Below are 17,398 nucleotides of genomic sequence, written 5' to 3'. Positions count from 1 at the left end.
ATGCCCTCACTCCTTAAGGGCTGCCTCCAGGGCTGCTGCCAGCCGGGCGTCGTCGCAGCGCTCGATGCGTACCGCGTCGCAGCCCACCCAGCCGGCCGCTTCCCGCAGCGCCTGCGCCATGGGGCCCACCGCCTTGGCGTCCGCCATCGACACCTGCCGCGCCACCAGCGTCCGGCCCTCCCGCGCCGGGTCCACCCGCCCGGCCAGCCGCCCGCCGGTCAGCAGTGGCATCGCGAAGTAGCCGTACACCCGCCGCGCCCGGGGCACGTACGCCTCCAGCCGGTGCGTGAAACCGAAGATCCGCTCGGTGCGCGGGCGGTCCCACACCAGCGAGTCGAACGGCGACAGCAGCGTCGTACGGTGCCGGCCGCGCGGCTCCTCCGCCAGCGCCGCCGGGTCGGCCCAGGCCGGCTTCCCCCAGCCCTCCACCTCCACCGGCACCAGCCCCGTGTCCTCGACGACCGCGTCCACCTGCTCGCCCCGCAGGCGGTGGTAGTCCGCCAGGTCGGCCCGCGTGGCCACGCCCATCGCCGCGCCCGCCTGCGCCACCAGGCGCCGCACGCACTCCGTGTCGTCCAGGTCGTCGTGGAACAGCGCCTCCGGCACCGCGCGCTCCGCCAGGTCGTACACCCGCTTCCAGCCGCGCCGCCGCACGCACACCACCTCGCCGGTGTCCAGCAGCCACTCCACGGCGATCTTCGTCTCGGACCAGTCGTACCACTCGCCACCGTTCTTGGCGCCGCCCAAGTCGCTCGCCGTCAACGGCCCGTCGGCCCGCAGCCGGTCCCGGACCGCCGCGCACGACCGCTCCGAGTCCTGCATCACGTGCCACCGGCGCCCGCGCGCCCGCATCGCCCGGCGGCGGAAGGCGAACAGCGGCCACTCCTCGATCGGCAGCAGGCACGCCGCGTGCGACCAGTACTCGAAGGCGTGCTCCCCGCTCCAGTAGGCCGCCTCTATCGCCTCGCGCCCGATCGCGCCCAGCCGCGCGTACGGCACGAGCTCGTGCGAGCGGGCCAGCACCGAGATCGTGTCCAGCTGCACCGCGCCCAGCCGGCGCAGCACCCCGCGCGTGCCCCCGCGCCGGTCCGGTGCGCCCAGCAGGCCCTGGGCGCGCAACGCCAGGCGGCGTGCCTGGTCGGCGGAGAGACGGACCTCGGGCCTGATCGCGGCAGTTGTCATAGCCGCACCCTAGAGCCGGCCACTGACAACGCCCCCGGCCCGCAGCCCGGACGCCAGATGTGGGCAATACGTCCGATTTCTCATGGCCCGGCACCTTCCGGGAGGGCCGTTCGTTCTCAGGGCGGGTGTTGCGCGGGTGATGCGCGGCCTCGGTGATGACGGACCTCCCGGCGCGGTGTGGTCCTCGCTTACGATGGCCGTTGCGGCGGGGACTGTCCCGTCGTGCCCGCGCACCCCGCCGTGCCCAGGCCCGACCGGCAAGGAGCCAGCCTACGTGTCCGTCTTCGGCAAGATCATGCGTGCAGGAGAAGGCAAGATCCTGCGCAAGCTGCACCGCATCGCGGACCAGGTCAATTCCATCGAAGAGGACTTCCTGCACCTCTCCGACGCCGAGCTGCGCGCCCTGACCGAGGAGTACAAGCAGCGGTACGCCGACGGCGAGAGCCTCGACGACCTGCTGCCCGAGGCCTTCGCCACCGTCCGTGAGGCGGCCAAGCGCGTCCTCGGCCAGCGCCACTACGACGTGCAGCTCATGGGCGGTGCCGCCCTGCACCTGGGCTACGTGGCCGAGATGAAGACCGGTGAGGGCAAGACCCTCGTCGGTACCCTGCCCGCCTACCTCAACGCCCTCTCCGGCGACGGCGTGCACCTGATCACGGTCAACGACTACCTGGCCGAGCGCGACTCCGAGTTGATGGGCCGGGTGCACCGCTTCCTCGGCCTGTCCGTGGGCTGCATCCTCGCCAACATGACCCCGGCCCAGCGCCGCGAGCAGTACGCCTGCGACATCACGTACGGCACGAACAACGAGTTCGGCTTCGACTACCTGCGCGACAACATGGCCTGGTCGCAGGACGAGCTCGTGCAGCGCGGGCACAACTTCGCGGTGGTCGACGAGGTCGACTCCATCCTCATCGACGAGGCCCGTACGCCGCTGATCATCTCCGGCCCGGCCGACCAGGCCACCAAGTGGTACGGCGACTTCGCCAAGCTGGTCACGCGCCTCAAGCGCGGCGAGCCGGCGAACCCGCAGAAGGGTGTCGAGGAGACCGGCGACTACGACGTCGACGAGAAGAAGCGCACCGTCGCCATCCACGAGGCGGGCGTGAGCAAGGTCGAGGACTGGCTGGGCATCGACAACCTCTACGAGTCGGTCAACACGCCCCTCGTCGGCTACCTGAACAACGCCATCAAGGCGAAGGAACTGTTCAAGAAGGACAAGGACTACGTCGTCATGGACGGCGAAGTCATGATCGTCGACGAGCACACGGGCCGCATCCTCGCCGGCCGCCGCTACAACGAGGGCATGCACCAGGCCATCGAGGCGAAGGAAGGGGTGGACATCAAGGACGAGAACCAGACCCTCGCCACGATCACCCTGCAGAACTTCTTCCGCCTCTACAACAAGCTCTCCGGCATGACCGGTACGGCCACGACCGAGGCCGCCGAGTTCCACCAGATCTACAAGCTCGGCGTGGTGCCCATCCCGACCAACCGGCCGATGGTCCGCAAGGACCAGTCGGACCTGATCTACCGCACCGAGGTCGCCAAGTTCGCGGCCGTCGTCGAGGACATCGCCGAGAAGCACGAGAAGGGCCAGCCGATCCTGGTCGGCACCACCTCGGTCGAGAAGTCCGAGTACCTCTCGCAGCAGCTGGCCAAGCGTGGCATCCCGCACGAGGTGCTCAACGCCAAGCACCACGAGCGCGAGGCGCAGATCGTCGCCCAGGCCGGCCGCAAGGGCGCCGTGACGGTCGCCACGAACATGGCCGGCCGTGGTACGGACATCAAGCTCGGTGGCAACCCCGAGGACCTCGCCGAGGCCGAGCTGCGCCAGCGCGGCCTGGACCCCGAGGAGCACATCGAGGAGTGGGCGGCCGCGCTGCCCGCCGCCCTGGAGAAGGCCGAGGCGGCCGTCAAGGCGGAGAACGAAGAGGTCAAGAAGCTCGGCGGCCTCTACGTCCTCGGCACCGAGCGGCACGAGTCGCGGCGCATCGACAACCAGCTGCGCGGTCGTTCCGGCCGTCAGGGCGACCCGGGCGAGTCCCGCTTCTACCTGTCGCTGGGCGACGACCTGATGCGGCTGTTCAAGGCCCAGATGGTCGAGCGCGTCATGGCCATGGCCAACGTGCCCGACGACGTGCCGATCGAGAACAAGATGGTCACCCGCGCCATCGCCTCCGCCCAGTCGCAGGTCGAGCAGCAGAACTTCGAGACCCGTAAGAACGTCCTGAAGTACGACGAGGTCCTCAACCGGCAGCGCGAGGTCATCTACGCCGAGCGCCGCCGCGTCCTGGAGGGCGAGGACCTCCAGGAGCAGATCAAGCACTTCATGGACGACACGATCGACGCCTACATCCAGGCGGAGACGGTCGAGGGCTTCGCCGAGGAGTGGGACCTGGAGCGGCTGTGGGGCGCCTTCAAGCAGCTCTACCCCTGCCGGGTCACCATCGAGGAGCTGGAGGACGCGGCGGGCGACCGGGCGGGCATCACCGCCGAGTTCATCGCCGAGTCCGTCAAGGACGACATCTACGAGCAGTACGCGGCGCGCGAGGAGCAGCTGGGCTCCGACGTCATGCGCGAGCTGGAGCGGCGCGTGGTGCTGTCCGTCCTGGACCGCAAGTGGCGTGAGCACCTCTACGAGATGGACTACCTCCAGGAGGGCATCGGCCTGCGGGCCATGGCCCAGAAGGACCCCCTGGTGGAGTACCAGCGCGAGGGCTTCGACATGTTCCAGGCCATGATGGACGGCATCAAGGAGGAGTCCGTCGGCTACCTGTTCAACCTGGAGGTTCAGGTCGACCAGCAGCTGGAGGAGGTCCCCGTCGAGGAGGCCGCCGTGGCGCCCTCCCTCGAGAAGGTCCAGGACACCGTGCCGGCCGCCCGCCCGGAGATCCGTGCGAAGGGCCTGGAGGCCCCGCAGCGGCCCGACCGGCTGCACTTCTCCGCGCCGACCGTGGACGGCGAGGGCGGCGTGGTCGAGGGCGACTTCACCAACGACGAGCCCGGCGAGTACCGCTCGCCGGCCGACGGCATGACCCGCGCCGAGCGGCGCCGGGCCCAGCGCAGCGGTGGCGGTGGCCGCCGCCGCAAGAAGTAGCGCCGCAGGGCGGCAGGTCGTCTCACAGGGACGGGGCACGTCGGTGCTCCGTCCCTGTGGCGTTCCGGGGGTTGCGGCGGTCGGCGCCGAGCTCCACCGCGGAGCAGCGCCAGCGCCGGTCGGTGCCGTGCTCCAGGCGGAACGCCATGGCGCGCAGCCGGTCGCCGGTGGAGATGCGGGCGAACGCCTCGATGACGCCGGGGCGGGGCCGGAAGCCGTCGCAGCGCTCGACGTACGGCACCGGGCGGCCGGCGGCCAGGGGGCGCAGCGGTGCGCCCGGGGCGAGCTCGGCCAGCTGGTCGTAGGCGGCGGGCAGGGCGTAGCCGAGCATCCAGTGCACCGGCCGCTGGCCACTGAGCGTGAGCAGCAGCCGTTCCGCGAACCAGTAGTGGAGCTGATTCCTCCGCTGCTCGGCGCGTTCGCGTTCGTGCCGGAGGGCGGCGAGTGCGTGGGGTCCGGCGGGTCCGCCGCGGCCGGTGGGCCGGCGGGTGTCGGTGCGGCGCGGCGGAGCGCCGCGGCCGGGTCCGCCGGTCCTGGTTCCGGTGTTCCTGACGCTGGTGTTCCGTGCGGTGGTGGTCATGTCGTGTCCCCCCGTGAGGCCGGGCCCGGCCGGGTCGTACCGGGCGGTAGGCGTCGTTGGGGGATCTTCTACCGGCGGGTTCCGGCGGCGGGCAAGCGTCCGGGGAGGGCGGCCGGACAGCCGTACCGGGTTCACCTATCAGGGTGAAATGGCCTCGTCAGCCGGTCACTTTCCGTGACCGACCGGGGTGGAAGGGTGCCCTTCGCGGCCCCCGCCGGCACCTCGAAGGGGGACGCCCGCCCGTATGCTGGCAGGACCATCCGGTCATGTCCTCGATCATGTCCTCGATCTTCGATCCATCAGGAAAGCGGCGGTCATGCGCGTCTACGTCCCCCTGACCCTCTCCGGTCTCGCCGAGGCGTACCAGGCGGGCCTGCTGGGCCCGGCGCCGCTGGACGCCTTCGCCGTCACGCCCGCGCTGCGCGAGTGGTACGTCTCCGACGACATCGAGGAGCTGGAGTACGCGGCGCTGGGCCGTGCCGCGCAGGGTTCGCTGCGGCAGCTGGCCGGCGACCCGGGCGCGCCGCGCCGCCGCGTGGTCGTCGCGGTCGACGTGCCGGACGCCGTGGTGACGGCGCCGGCCGAGCGCGGCCTGGACCGGGCGGAGATCGGCGCGGTCCGGGTGACCGAGCCAGTGGCGCTGTCCAAGGCCGCCTCGGTGCACGTGGACGAGGCCGCCGCCGAGCGGGACGTGGCGGCCGCCGCGGAGGCGCTGGGCGCGGCCGACCAGGGCGACGACGACGCGCAGTTCGTGGTGGACGGCGCCGAGGACCACGAGCTCATGTGGTTCGGTGTGCAGGAGATCCCCAACCTCATCGGGTCCTGACGGCACCGGTGCCGGAGCCTCCGGGTACGGTCGGCACGAGACGTCGCCGGCCGAGGCCTGGGGGAAGCGCAGCATGACGCAGAGCACGGAAATGCCGGACGCGGGGACGGCCGGGGCGGCGGGGACGACGGCCTCGGGCGCCCATCTGGTCTGGGACTGGAACGGCACGCTGTTCCACGACATCGACGCGGTGCTGTCGGCCACCAACGCGGCCTTCGCCGAGCTGGGCATGGAGTCGCTCACGCTGGAGCGCTACCGCCGGCTGTACTGCGTGCCGATCCCCCTCTTCTACGAGCGGTTGATGGGCCGCCTGCCCACGCAGGCCGAGTGGGACCACATGGACGCCGTCTTCCACCGGCACTACCGGGAGCACCACATACGCTGCGGTCTCGCCGCGGGCGCGGCCGCGCTGCTGGAGCGCTGGCAGGAGGCGGGCGGCACCCAGTCCATCCTGTCGATGTACCAGCACGAGGACCTGCTGCCGCTGGTGCGCGGCTTCGGCATCGAGGGCCGGTTCGTCCGGGTGGACGGCCGCCGCGGGCCGTCCGGTGGCAGCAAGGCCGAGCACATGGAACGTCATCTGAGGGCACTCCGCGGAGTGGCGCCCCGGCGTACGGTAGTCATCGGGGACGCCGTGGACGACGCCGTCGCGGCGGCTCACGTGGGCGCCCACGCCGTCCTGTACTCCGGTGGCTCGCACAGCCGCCCCAGCCTGGCGGAGGCCGGGGTTCCGGTTGTGGACACGCTCGCGGAGGCCGTGGCGGAGGCGGAGCGCCTCGTCGGCTGAGTGCGCTGAGGTGTGTGGGGTAGGTGAGCCTTGTGTGGCCAGAGCGGCCAACTTCGCCGTCTCTTTTTGGACAGAATTCGCTCGTGCGTGTTCCCCCGGGAAGAGCGATAGCCTTACGGGGTGATCAGCGCGATATCCGTCAGGGGCGACGACGCCCCTGGCCCCCGCCCGGGCGCCCACCGACCCCGGGCCCGCGTTGATGCCCTGAACCGGCCGTACCCGGCGGAGCCCGCCCGGACGCACGCGTTCACCCCTCATCCCGGCATACCGTCGAAGCGACGCGGATACGCCGTGCAGCCTCGACGTGAAGCCTTCACCACCTATGTCACGCAACGGCGCGCGACAGGAGCCAGAGGACATGCAGACCAAGCTGGACGAAGCCAAGGCCGAACTGCTCGAGCGGGCGGCCCGCGTCGCTGAGAGCAGCCCGGTGGGAACGCCGGCCGGACCCAAGGGCGAGGGCGGCCTCGACCAGGGGCCCCTGACCGCCTACCTCCAGCGCTACTACCTGCACACGGCCGCCGAGGACCTCGTCGGGCGCGACCCCGTCGACATCTACGGCGCCGCCATCTCGCACTACCGGCTGGCCGAGAACCGTCCCCAGGGCACGGCCAACGTCCGCGTGCACACCCCCACCGTCGAGGAGAACGGCTGGACCTCCAGCCACTCGGTGGTCGAGGTCGTCACCGACGACATGCCCTTCCTCGTGGACTCCGTCACCAACGAGCTGTCCCGCCAGAACCGCGGCATCCACCTGGTGATCCACCCGCAGGTGATCGTCCGCCGCGACGTCACCGGCCGCCTGCTCGAGGTGCTGGGCTCCGCCTGCGACGCCCACGGCGCCGGCAAGGACGCCGAGCTGCCGCACGACGCGCTCGTCGAGTCCTGGATCCACGTCGAGACCGACCGCGAGACCGACCGCGACGACCTCAAGCAGATCACCGCCGACCTGCTCCGCGTCCTGTCCGACGTCCGCGAGGCCGTCGAGGACTGGGGCAAGATGCGCGACGCCGCCCTGCGCATCGCCGACGGCCTGGCCGACGAGCCGACCGACGGCATCACGGCCACCGAGCTGGAGGAGGCCCGCGAGCTGCTGCGCTGGCTCGCCGCCGACCACTTCACCTTCCTCGGCTACCGCGAGTACGACCTCGCCCAGGTAGACGCCGAGGGCGAGCAGGAGGACGTCCTCACCGCCGTCCCCGGCACCGGCCTCGGCATCCTGCGCTCCGACCCCACCCACACCGGGGACGGCCACCACGACGGCCACCACGCGCCCCTGCCGCGCCCGTCGTCGCCGTCCTTCAGCCGGCTGCCCGCCGACGCCCGCGCCAAGGCCCGCGAGCACCGCCTCCTGGTGCTGACCAAGGCCAACAGCCGCGCCACCGTGCACCGCCCCTCGTACCTCGACTACATCGGCGTCAAGAAGTTCGACGCCCAGGGCAACGTCGTCGGCGAGCGCCGCTTCCTCGGCCTGTTCTCCTCCGCCGCGTACACCGAGTCGGTCCGTCGCGTCCCCGTCATCCGCCGCAAGGTGGCCAGGGTGCTGGACGACGCCGGCTTCAGCCCCGAGAGCCACGACGGCCGCGACCTGCTCCAGATCCTGGAGACCTACCCGCGCGACGAGCTCTTCCAGATCGAGCCCGACCAGCTGCGCGCCATCGCCACCAGCGTGCTCTACCTCCAGGAGCGCCGCCGGCTCCGGCTCTACCTGCGGCGCGACGAGTACGGCCGCTACTACTCGGCCCTCGTCTACCTGCCCCGCGACCGCTACACCACCGCGGTCCGGCTGCGCCTGGTCGACATCCTCAAGGAGGAGCTGGGCGGCAGCAGCGTCGACTTCACCGCCTGGAACACCGAGTCGGTGCTCTCCCGGCTGCACTTCGTCGTCCGGGTCGAGCCCGGCGCGACCCTGCCCGACATCAGCGAGACCGACGAGCAGCGCATCGAGGCCCGCCTGGTCGAGGCCGCCCGCTCCTGGGCGGACGGCTTCGCCGAGACGCTGACCGCCGAGGTCGGCGAGGAGCGCGCCGCCGAGCTGCTGCGCCGCTACGGCCAGGCGTTCTCCGAGGGCTACAAGGCCGACCACAACCCGCGCAGCGCCGTCGCCGACCTGGGCCACCTGGAGCGGCTCACGGCCGCCGGCGCCGAGCGCGACTTCGAGCTCAGCCTGTACGAGCCGGTGGGCGCCGCCCCCGGCGAGCGCCGCTTCAAGATCTACCGCCGTGGCGAGCCGGTCTCCCTCTCCGCCGTCCTGCCCGTGCTGCAGCGCCTGGGCGTGGAGGTCGTCGACGAGCGCCCGTACGAGCTGCGGTGCGCCGACCGCACCACCGCCTGGATCTACGACTTCGGGCTGCGCCTGCCCGAGACCGTCCTGGGCGACGACCCGCGCGGCCGCTTCCAGGAGGCGTTCGCCGCGGTGTGGACCGGCCGCGCCGAGGACGACAACTTCAACAAGCTGGTGCTCGGCGCCGGGCTCGACTGGCGCCAGGCCATGGTGCTGCGCGCCTACGCCAAGTACCTGCGCCAGGCGGGGGTGAACTTCAGCCAGGCGTACATGGAGGACACCCTCGGCAACAACGTCCACACCACGCGCCTGCTGGTGAACCTCTTCGAGGCCCGGATGTCCCCCGCGCTCCAGCGCGCGGGCAACGAGCTGATCGACGGCCTGCTGGAGGAGCTGGACGGCGCGCTCGACCAGGTCGAGAGCCTGGACGAGGACCGCATCCTGCGCTCCTTCCTCACCGTCATCAAGGCCACCCTGCGCACCAACCACTTCCAGCGCGACGAGCGCGGCGAGCCCCGCGACTACCTGTCGATCAAGCTCGACCCGCAGGCCATCCCCGACCTGCCGGCGCCGCGCCCCGCCTTCGAGATCTGGGTCTACTCGCCCCGCGTCGAGGGCGTCCACCTGCGCTTCGGCAAGGTCGCCCGCGGCGGTCTGCGCTGGTCCGACCGGCGCGAGGACTTCCGCACCGAGATCCTCGGCCTGGTCAAGGCGCAGATGGTGAAGAACACCGTCATCGTGCCGGTCGGCGCCAAGGGCGGCTTCGTCGGCAAGCGGCTGCCGGACCCGTCGGTGGACCGCGACGCATGGCTGGCCGAGGGCATCGCCTCGTACAAGACGTTCATCTCCGGCCTGCTCGACATCACCGACAACATGGTCGGCGGCGAGGTCGTGCCGCCCAAGGACGTCGTCCGCCACGACGAGGACGACACGTACCTCGTCGTCGCCGCCGACAAGGGCACCGCCACCTTCTCGGACATCGCCAACGAGGTGGCCCAGTCCTACGGCTTCTGGCTCGGCGACGCGTTCGCCTCCGGCGGCTCCGCCGGCTACGACCACAAGGGCATGGGCATCACCGCCCGTGGCGCCTGGGAGTCGGTCAAGCGCCACTTCCGCGAGCTGGGCCACAACACCCAGACCGAGGACTTCACCGTCGTCGGCGTCGGCGACATGTCCGGCGACGTCTTCGGCAACGGCATGCTCCTGTCCGAGCACATCCGCCTGGTGGCCGCCTTCGACCACCGGCACATCTTCCTCGACCCCACCCCGGACGCGGCCGTCTCCTACGCCGAGCGGCGCCGCCTGTTCGAGCTGCCCCGCTCCTCCTGGGCGGACTACAACACCGAGCTGCTCTCCGCGGGCGGCGGCGTGCACCCCCGCTCGGCCAAGTCGATCCCCGTCAACGCGCACGTCCGCGACGCGCTGGGCATCGAGCCGGGCATCACGAAGATGACGCCCGCCGAGCTGATGAAGGCCATCCTCAAGGCCCCCGTCGACCTGCTGTGGAACGGCGGCATCGGCACGTACGTCAAGGCGTCCGGCGAGTCGCACGCCGACGTCGGCGACAAGGCCAACGACGCCATCCGCGTCGACGGCAAGGACCTGCGTGTCAAGGTCGTCGGCGAGGGCGGCAACCTGGGCCTGACCCAGCTGGGCCGCATCGAGTTCGCCGGCACCGGCGGCCGGATCAACACCGACGCCATCGACAACAGCGCCGGCGTGGACACCTCCGACCACGAGGTGAACATCAAGATCCTGCTCAACGCCCTCGTCACCGACGGCGACATGACCCTCAAGCAGCGCAACAAGCTGCTGGCGGAGATGACCGACGAGGTCGGCGAGCTGGTGCTGCGCAACAACTACGCGCAGAACGTCGCCCTGGCCAACGCCGTGGCCCAGGCCCCCAGCCTGCTCCACGCCCACCAGCGCATCATGCGCCGCCTGAGCCGTGAGGGGCACCTGGACCGGGCGCTGGAGTTCCTGCCCAGCGACCGCCAGATCCGCGAGCGGCTGGGCGCCGGCCGCGGCCTGACCCAGCCCGAGCTGGCCGTCCTCCTCGCCTACATCAAGATCACCACGGCGGAGGAGCTGCTCGCCACCGGCCTGCCCGACGACGACTACCTGCAGCGGCTGCTGTACGCGTACTTCCCGCAGCCCCTGCGCCAGTCGTTCGGCGAGCAGATCGAGTCGCACGCCCTGAGCCGCGAGATCATCACCACCGTCCTGGTCAACGACACGGTCAACGCCGGTGGCTCCACCTTCCTGCACCGCCTGCGGGAGGAGACCGGCGCGTCCCTGGAGGAGATCGTGCGGGCGCACACCGCGTCCCGCGAGATCTTCGGCCTGAACGCCGTCTGGGACGCCGTCGAGGCCCTGGACAACGTGGTGGCCGCCGACGTGCAGACCCGCATCCGGCTGCACTCGCGCCGCCTGGTCGAGCGCGGCACGCGCTGGCTGCTCAACAACCGCCCGCAGCCGCTGCAGCTCGCGGAGACCATCGAGTTCTTCCGCGACGGCGTGGACACCGTCTGGGCCGAGCTGCCCAAGCTGCTGCGCGGCGAGGACGCCGAGTGGTGGCAGTCCATCCACGACGAGCTCGTCGAGGCCGGCGTCCCCGGCGAGCTGGCGATGCGGGTGGCGGGCTTCTCGTCGGCCTTCCCGGCGCTGGACATCGTGGCGACGGCCGACCGCACCGGCAAGAACCCGCTGGACGTGGCCGAGGTCTACTACGACCTGAGCGACCGCCTGCACATCGCCCAGCTGATGGACCGCATCATCGAGCTGCCGCGCGCCGACCGCTGGCAGTCGATGGCCCGCGCCTCCATCCGCGAGGACCTGTACGCGGCGCACGCGGCCCTCACGGCCGAGGTGCTCTCCGTCGGCAACGGCTCCTCCACCCCGGAGCAGCGGTTCCGCTCCTGGGAGGAGAAGAACGCGGCGATCCTCGCCCGTGCCCGCACCACGCTCGACGAGATCCGCGGCTCGGAGTCCTTCGACCTGGCCAACCTGTCGGTGGCCATGCGCACCATGCGCACGCTGCTGCGCACGCACGGCTGAGCGCGCGCCGGGGCGTAATGGAGTAACACCCTCCCCCGTGGAGTAAGGGGGCGGTTCCGGGGAAAGAACCCCGGGGCCGCCCCTTTCCCGTGCTAAGAGGGACGAATGAAGGTCGTTTCACGGCTTGTGCCCACCAAGCCGGGGAGCCGGGAGGCGGCACGTGCCGCGGCGCTCCTCCTGGCCGTGTCGGCGGTCGGCTTCACCGTCATGCTCCTCGTCAACCGGCACCTGGGCCACGACGTCCGCTGGCTGCTGCACCGCTGGGACAGCGGCAACTACCTGTACGTGGCGGAGCGCGGCTATCCGGACCACATCCCCTACCGCTCCGACGGCACGCCCGACTACTCCCGGCTCGCCTTCTTCCCGCTCGTCCCCGCGCTCGTCCGCGGTCTGCACCTGGTCACCCGGATGCCGTACACGGCCGCCGGCGTGCTGCTGTCGTGGTGCGCGGCCGCGGTGGCGGCGGCCGGGGTGTACCGGCTGGTGCGGCTGTGCGGGCGGGGCCCGGGCGCCGGGTACGCGTGCGTGGCGCTGTGGGCCTGTTCGCCGTACGCCTTCGCGCTGTGGGTGCCGTACTCCGAGGCCCTCTTCAGCGCGCTGCTGGCCTGGACGATGGTGGCCCTGCTGACCCGGCGCTGGCTGCTCGCCGGGCTGCTGTGCGCGCTGGCGGGCGCCGTACGCCCGACGGCGACGGTGCTGATCGCCACGCTGGTGCTGACGGCCGGCTGGGCGCTGGTGCGGCGCCGGGACGGGCCGCGGCCGTGGCTCGCGCTGGTGCCGGCGCCGCTGGGGCTGCTGGCCGGCTGGCTGTTCCTGGGCAGCCGGGTGGGGCGCTGGGACGGCTGGTTCGAGGCCGAGCGGGCGTGGGGGCAGTCGTTCGACTTCGGGTGGGGGACGGCGCACGTGCTGCGCGACATCGTGCTCTACCGGGGGCTGCACGGCGCCGACGACGTACGGCACGCGGCGGTGCTGGCGCTGGTGCTGCTGACGGCCCTGGGGGTGCTGGCGCTGGCGCTGGACCGGGCGGTGCCGCGGCCGCTGGTGCTGCTGGTCGCGGGGGCGTGGGTGCTGATGGTGGCGACGCCGGGTTCGCCGTTCTCGAAACCGCGCTTCATGCTTCCGTTCCTGCCGGTTCTGCTGCTGTTGGTGGCCCGGCCGTTCGCGCGTGCTCCGCTGGTGGTGCGGGTCGGTCTCTACGGTGGGGGTGCGGTGGTCTCGGGGTGGTACGCGGCCGGGTTGCTGGCGTTGTTCCCGGGTTCCCCGTGAGGGCCGCCGGGGGGCGGGGGCGGGGCGTGGCCGGGGAGGGCCCGGAACACCCAGGCGCGGTAGGACCAGAAGCGGAACAGGGTGGCCGTGGCGATGCCCAGGAACTTGAAGAGGTTGCCGAGCAGCGGCCCGTTCCAGCCGAACCCGTACGTGGCCACGTAGAGGACGCCGTTCTCGATGACGAGGCCGGCGACGCTGAAGACGAGGAAGAGCAGCACCTCGCGGCTGCGGTGGCTCTTGTCGCGGTCCCGGTAGGCGAAGTGGCGCAGTCCGAGGTAGTTGAAGGCGATGGCGACGGTGGTCGCGATCACGCTGCACCGGACGACGGGCAGCCCGGTGGCGCCCCGGCAGATGTTGAAGACGCCCAGGTTGACGAAGATGCCGAGCCCGCCGACCGTGCCGAACCGGGCGAACTCGTGTACGAGCGCGAGCAGCCGCGCCCGGCCTCCGCCGCGGTCCGCTGCCCGGTCGCGCGCCCGGTTCCGTGGCCGGTTCCGCGCCTGGTTCCGCGCCTGGTTCCGCGCCCGGTCTCCCGTCCGTCCCCTCGTCTGCGTCGGTCGCAAGGGTTCTCCCGGTGTGGTCGCCACGCGTCACGGACATTTCGGCTTCGAGACCCGATTGTAGGGTAAATTGCCGCGAAAACTGACCTAGTGCGACGATGGGGCCACGCAGGGCGAGGAGCTGGCATGTCTGAGGCGGTACTGCTCGTCGGCGGCAAGGGCACACGCCTCCAGCCGCTCACCATCAACACCCCCAAACCGATGGTCCCGGCCGCCGGCGTGCCCTTCCTCGCCCACCAGCTGGCCCGCGCCAGAGCCGCCGGCGTCGAGCACGTCGTCCTCGCCACCTCCTACCTCGCCGAGGTGTTCGAGCCGTACTTCGGCGACGGCTCGGCGCACGGGCTGCGGCTCACGTACGTCCACGAGGAGGAGCCCCTGGGCACCGGCGGCGCCATCCGGCACGCCGCCACCGCCCTGCGCGCGGCCCCCGGCGACCCCGTGCTGGTCTTCAACGGCGACATCCTCACCGGCGTCGACATCGGCGCCCTGCTGCTGCGCCACGAGCGCACCCAGGCGGACGTCACCCTGCACCTCACCCGGGTGGCCGACCCCCGTGCCTTCGGGCTCGTCCCCACGGACGAGGAGGGGCGGGTGCTGGCGTTCACGGAGAAGCCGCGGCGGCCCGAGGAGATCGTCACCGACCAGGTGAACGCCGGCTGCTACGTCTTCCGGCGCGAGGTCATCGACGCCATCCCCGGCGGCCGCCCCGTGTCGGTCGAGCGCGAGACCTTCCCCGGGCTGCTGGCCGGCGGCGCCCTGCTGCACGGCGTGGTCGACGGCTCCTACTGGCTCGACCTCGGCCGCCCCGCCTCCTTCGTGCAGGCCTCCGCCGACCTGGTGCGCGGCATCGTGCGCTCCCCGGCCGTCCCCGGCGAGCCCGGCGAGTTCCTCGTGCTGCCCGGCGCACGCGTGGAGCCGGGCGCCCGGCTGAGCGGCGGTACGGTCGTGGGAGCCGGCGCGCACGTGGCGGCGGGCGCCGCCGTCGACGGCTCCGTCGTCCTGGACGGTGCCCGCATCGGGCCCGGCGCGCGGGTGACCGCCTCCATGGTCGGCACCGGGGCGCGGGTGGGGTCCCGGACCGTGCTGGACGGCGCGGTCATCGGCGACCACTCGGACGTGGGGGCCGACAACGAACTGCGCGACGGCGCCCGTGTCTGGTGCGGCACCAGCATCCCGGACGCCGCCATCCGGTTCTCGGCCGTCTGACCCCCGCGCCGCCTACTGTCGTTCCCCGCACGGCTGTACGAACCCATCCGACCGCCCCAGCTGACGAGGACGCCGCCCATGACCGACCCGCGCCACGCCGCCGCGCATCCCCTGCCCGCAGAGTGGGGCCGCACCCCCCTGACGGTGGTGATGCCCACGTACAACGAGGCCCAGAACCTGCCCACCATGGCCGAGACGCTGATGGCCCTCCCCTTGGAGGGGCTGCGCCTCCTGGTGGTCGACGACAACAGCCCCGACGGCACGGGCACCATCGCCGATCAGCTGGCCGACAAGTACAACGAGCCCGGCGAGGGCGGCCGCACCCGCATGGGCGTCCTGCACCGCACCGCCAAGGACGGCCTCGGCCGGGCCTACGCCGCCGGTATGGAGCGGGCGGTCGCGGAGGGCGCCGCGTACGTCCTGCAGATGGACGCCGACGGCAGCCACCCCGCCGAGAAGATCACCGAGATGCTCGGCGTCGCCCTGGCCACCGGTGCCGACGTCGTCGTCGGCAGCCGCTACGTCCCCGGCGGCACCCTCTCCGACGCCTGGAAGCCGCACCGCAAGCTCCTGTCCCGCTGGGCCAACGCCTACGCGGGCGGCATCCTCGGCACGCGCGTGCGCGACATCACCGGCGGCTTCAACCTGTGGAGCGCGGCGGCGCTGCGCGCCATCGGCCTGGCGTCCGTCGACAGCGCGGGCTACTCCTTCCAGGTGGAGACCAAGTACCGCGCGCTGCGGGCCGGTTTCACCCTCGTCGAGGTGCCCATCCACTTCGAGGACCGCACCGCCGGCGAGTCGAAGATGGACCTCGCCGTGCAGCTGGAGTCGGTCGCCATGCCGTGGCGGCTGCGGTCCAGGGCGCTGCGCGGGCACGCGGCGGGCCGGCGCGGCCGCTGACCGGTGGACGGCCTGGAGCGGCTCCCGGCGGAGCGGGCGCAGGAGGCCCGGTCCGGGGGCGCTGCGGGCCCCCGGGAGACCCTGCCGGCCGCCTATGGGCGGCTGGGGCGTCCCGTGCTGTCGGGTGCGCTCCTGCTGCTGGCCGTCCTCCTGCTGTTCGTGGTCGTGCGGCTGCCGTGGTCGGGCGACCTGGGCATGCACGCCGCCGTCCTGGAGCGGCTGCGTGCCGATCCGCTGCACCCGGGCAACCCGCTGGTCGACCGGGACACGCCCAGCCCCTACTACTCGCCGTGGACCCTCTTCCAGGCGCTGGCCGCCCGGGCCACCGGCTGGGGCACCTTCCGCGTGCTGCGGGTGGCCGGCCTGGCGGGGCTGCTGCTGCTCGGCACGGGCGTCGCCGCCTTCGTCCGTACGTTCAGCAGGGCGCGCGGCGCCGTGGCACTCGCACTGCTGTGCGTGCTGTTCCTCTACGGGGTGCGGCTGTTCGCGTGGAGCGGCGTGCCGGCGCTCACGTCGCTGGCCCTGACGGTGGCCTACCCCAGTACGTTCGCCCTGGGGCTGTGCCTGCACGTGTGGGCGCTCCTGAGACGGGCCCTCGCCGGCCGCTGGACGCTGCGGGGCTTCCTCGGGACGGGGGCGCTCCTGGCGCTCGTCCTGCTGGTCCATCAGTTCACGGGGGCGGTGGCGGTTCTGGGGTCGGTCGCGATGCTGCTGGGGGCGCGCCCTGTGCCGGACCGGGCCCTGTGGTGGCGTACGGGCGCGGCGGCGCTGCTGACCGGGACGGTGGTGCTGTGCTGGCCGTACTACCCGTTCACCGCGCTCCTCGGCGGGGGCGGCCTGGACCTGATCCACCGGCCGCTGTACGCGCACCTGCCGCAGCGGCTGTGCCTGCTGGCGCCGGGTGCGGCCGCGCTGGTGGCGCGGTGGCGGCGCGACCGGCGCGACCCGCTCGCCCTGTTGTGCGCCGGAGGCGCGCTGGTCTTCGCGGCGGGCGGGCTGAGCGGCCACTACGCCTGGGGGCGGGTGCTGCCGGCCGTGGTGCTGCCCGCGCAGACCGCCCTGGCGGTGGAGGTGGCGGAGGCCGTGCGGGGGCGGCGGGACGGGACGCAGGGGGAGAGGGCGCGGCGGGGGCGGGGTGCGGCGGTCCGGGTGGCGGTGACGGCCGTGGCGCTGCTGGCGGGGGCGTGGACGCAGGCCGGCGTGCTGTCGTACGTGGTGCACAGGGAGGCCCTCCCGCCGCCGCTGCGCCAGGCGCGGGCGCCGGCCCTGTGGCCGGGCTTCCGGTGGGCCGCCGCCCGCGTGCCCAAGGGGCAGACGGTGATGACGGACGACTACGTGGCGCTGCGCGCGCTGCCCGCCTACGGCCCGTACACCGTTGCGCCCGCCTACCCCGACCTCTTCCTGCCCGACGAGGCACGGCGCCGGGAGGCCACCCGGCGCTACTACGCCCCCGACACGACCCGGGCCGAACGGCTCGCCATCCTCGAGGAGTACGGCGCGCGATGGGTGTTGCAGAAGAGCGGCCGGCCGGGCCTGCCGGCGGACGATCCCGCGCTCCGGAGGGCGGCCCGGGGGCCGTCGGGGCTGACGTTGTGGGAGGTGGTCCGGCCGGACTGCTGCTCGGGCGGGCGCCGTGGCAGGTGAGGGCCG

The 17,398-nt window shown here is 72.6% G+C and carries 11 protein-coding genes; 8 read left to right on the top strand and 3 right to left on the bottom strand.

Features of this window, described 5'->3' with window-relative positions; translation table 11 throughout:
- Positions 1-6: 6 nt before the first annotated feature.
- Complete coding sequence (locus IE305_RS31400; protein ID WP_190133233.1) at positions 7-1,182, bottom strand: winged helix-turn-helix domain-containing protein; 1,176 nt, start codon at positions 1,180-1,182, stop codon at positions 7-9.
- 274 nt (positions 1,183-1,456) lie between these two features.
- On the opposite strand from IE305_RS31400, the gene secA reads away from it, so the two are divergent.
- The gene (secA, locus tag IE305_RS31395; protein WP_190133232.1) at positions 1,457-4,282 is read left to right on the top strand and encodes a preprotein translocase subunit SecA; all 2,826 of its coding nucleotides are present in this window, start codon (positions 1,457-1,459) and stop codon (positions 4,280-4,282) included.
- Between the two features lie 22 nt (positions 4,283-4,304).
- Here the strand turns inward: secA and IE305_RS31390 are convergent, their stop codons facing one another.
- Positions 4,305-4,862 (bottom strand): Rv3235 family protein, encoded by a 558-nt coding sequence (locus tag IE305_RS31390; RefSeq protein ID WP_190133231.1) that lies wholly within the window; start codon positions 4,860-4,862, stop codon positions 4,305-4,307.
- Between the two features lie 316 nt (positions 4,863-5,178).
- On the opposite strand from IE305_RS31390, the gene IE305_RS31385 reads away from it, so the two are divergent.
- The 4 genes from IE305_RS31385 to IE305_RS31370 all read left to right on the top strand — a co-directional run bounded on the left by IE305_RS31385 (position 5,179) and on the right by IE305_RS31370 (position 13,082).
- Complete coding sequence (locus IE305_RS31385; RefSeq protein WP_190133230.1) at positions 5,179-5,688, top strand: DUF6912 family protein; 510 nt, start codon at positions 5,179-5,181, stop codon at positions 5,686-5,688.
- 91 nt (positions 5,689-5,779) lie between these two features.
- The gene (locus IE305_RS31380) at positions 5,780-6,475 is read left to right on the top strand and encodes an HAD family hydrolase (RefSeq protein WP_190133245.1); all 696 of its coding nucleotides are present in this window, start codon (positions 5,780-5,782) and stop codon (positions 6,473-6,475) included.
- 358 nt (positions 6,476-6,833) lie between these two features.
- Positions 6,834-11,816 (top strand): NAD-glutamate dehydrogenase, encoded by a 4,983-nt coding sequence (locus tag IE305_RS31375; protein ID WP_190133229.1) that lies wholly within the window; start codon positions 6,834-6,836, stop codon positions 11,814-11,816.
- 105 nt (positions 11,817-11,921) lie between these two features.
- On the top strand, positions 11,922-13,082 hold the full coding sequence (locus IE305_RS31370; RefSeq protein ID WP_190133228.1) for a hypothetical protein: 1,161 nt from the start codon (positions 11,922-11,924) through the stop codon (positions 13,080-13,082).
- Here the strand turns inward: IE305_RS31370 and IE305_RS31365 are convergent.
- Positions 13,010-13,516, bottom strand: a complete 507-nt coding sequence (locus IE305_RS31365; RefSeq protein WP_190133244.1) for a GtrA family protein — start codon at positions 13,514-13,516, stop codon at positions 13,010-13,012. The two genes, IE305_RS31370 and IE305_RS31365, sit on opposite strands and share 73 nt — an antisense overlap.
- A gap of 252 nt (positions 13,517-13,768) precedes the next feature.
- Here IE305_RS31365 and manB point away from each other — a divergent pair, with 252 nt between their 5' ends.
- The 3 genes from manB (at position 13,769) to IE305_RS31350 (ending at position 17,392) form a co-directional block, all read left to right on the top strand.
- The gene (gene manB, locus IE305_RS31360; RefSeq protein ID WP_190133227.1) at positions 13,769-14,848 is read left to right on the top strand and encodes a mannose-1-phosphate guanylyltransferase; all 1,080 of its coding nucleotides are present in this window, start codon (positions 13,769-13,771) and stop codon (positions 14,846-14,848) included.
- 78 nt (positions 14,849-14,926) lie between these two features.
- A complete protein-coding gene (locus tag IE305_RS31355) occupies positions 14,927-15,748 on the top strand; it encodes a polyprenol monophosphomannose synthase (RefSeq protein ID WP_190133226.1) in 822 nt (273 codons plus the stop codon).
- 3 nt (positions 15,749-15,751) lie between these two features.
- Positions 15,752-17,392, top strand: a complete 1,641-nt coding sequence (locus IE305_RS31350; RefSeq protein ID WP_229891786.1) for a hypothetical protein — start codon at positions 15,752-15,754, stop codon at positions 17,390-17,392.
- The last annotated feature ends 6 nt before the right edge of the window (positions 17,393-17,398 follow it).

Origin of the sequence: Streptomyces mashuensis, from assembly GCF_014654785.1 — a bacterium.
In the GTDB taxonomy this organism is placed as follows: Bacteria; Actinomycetota; Actinomycetes; order Streptomycetales; family Streptomycetaceae; genus Streptomyces; species Streptomyces mashuensis.
This window is presented reverse-complemented; position numbering and strand designations above follow the sequence as displayed.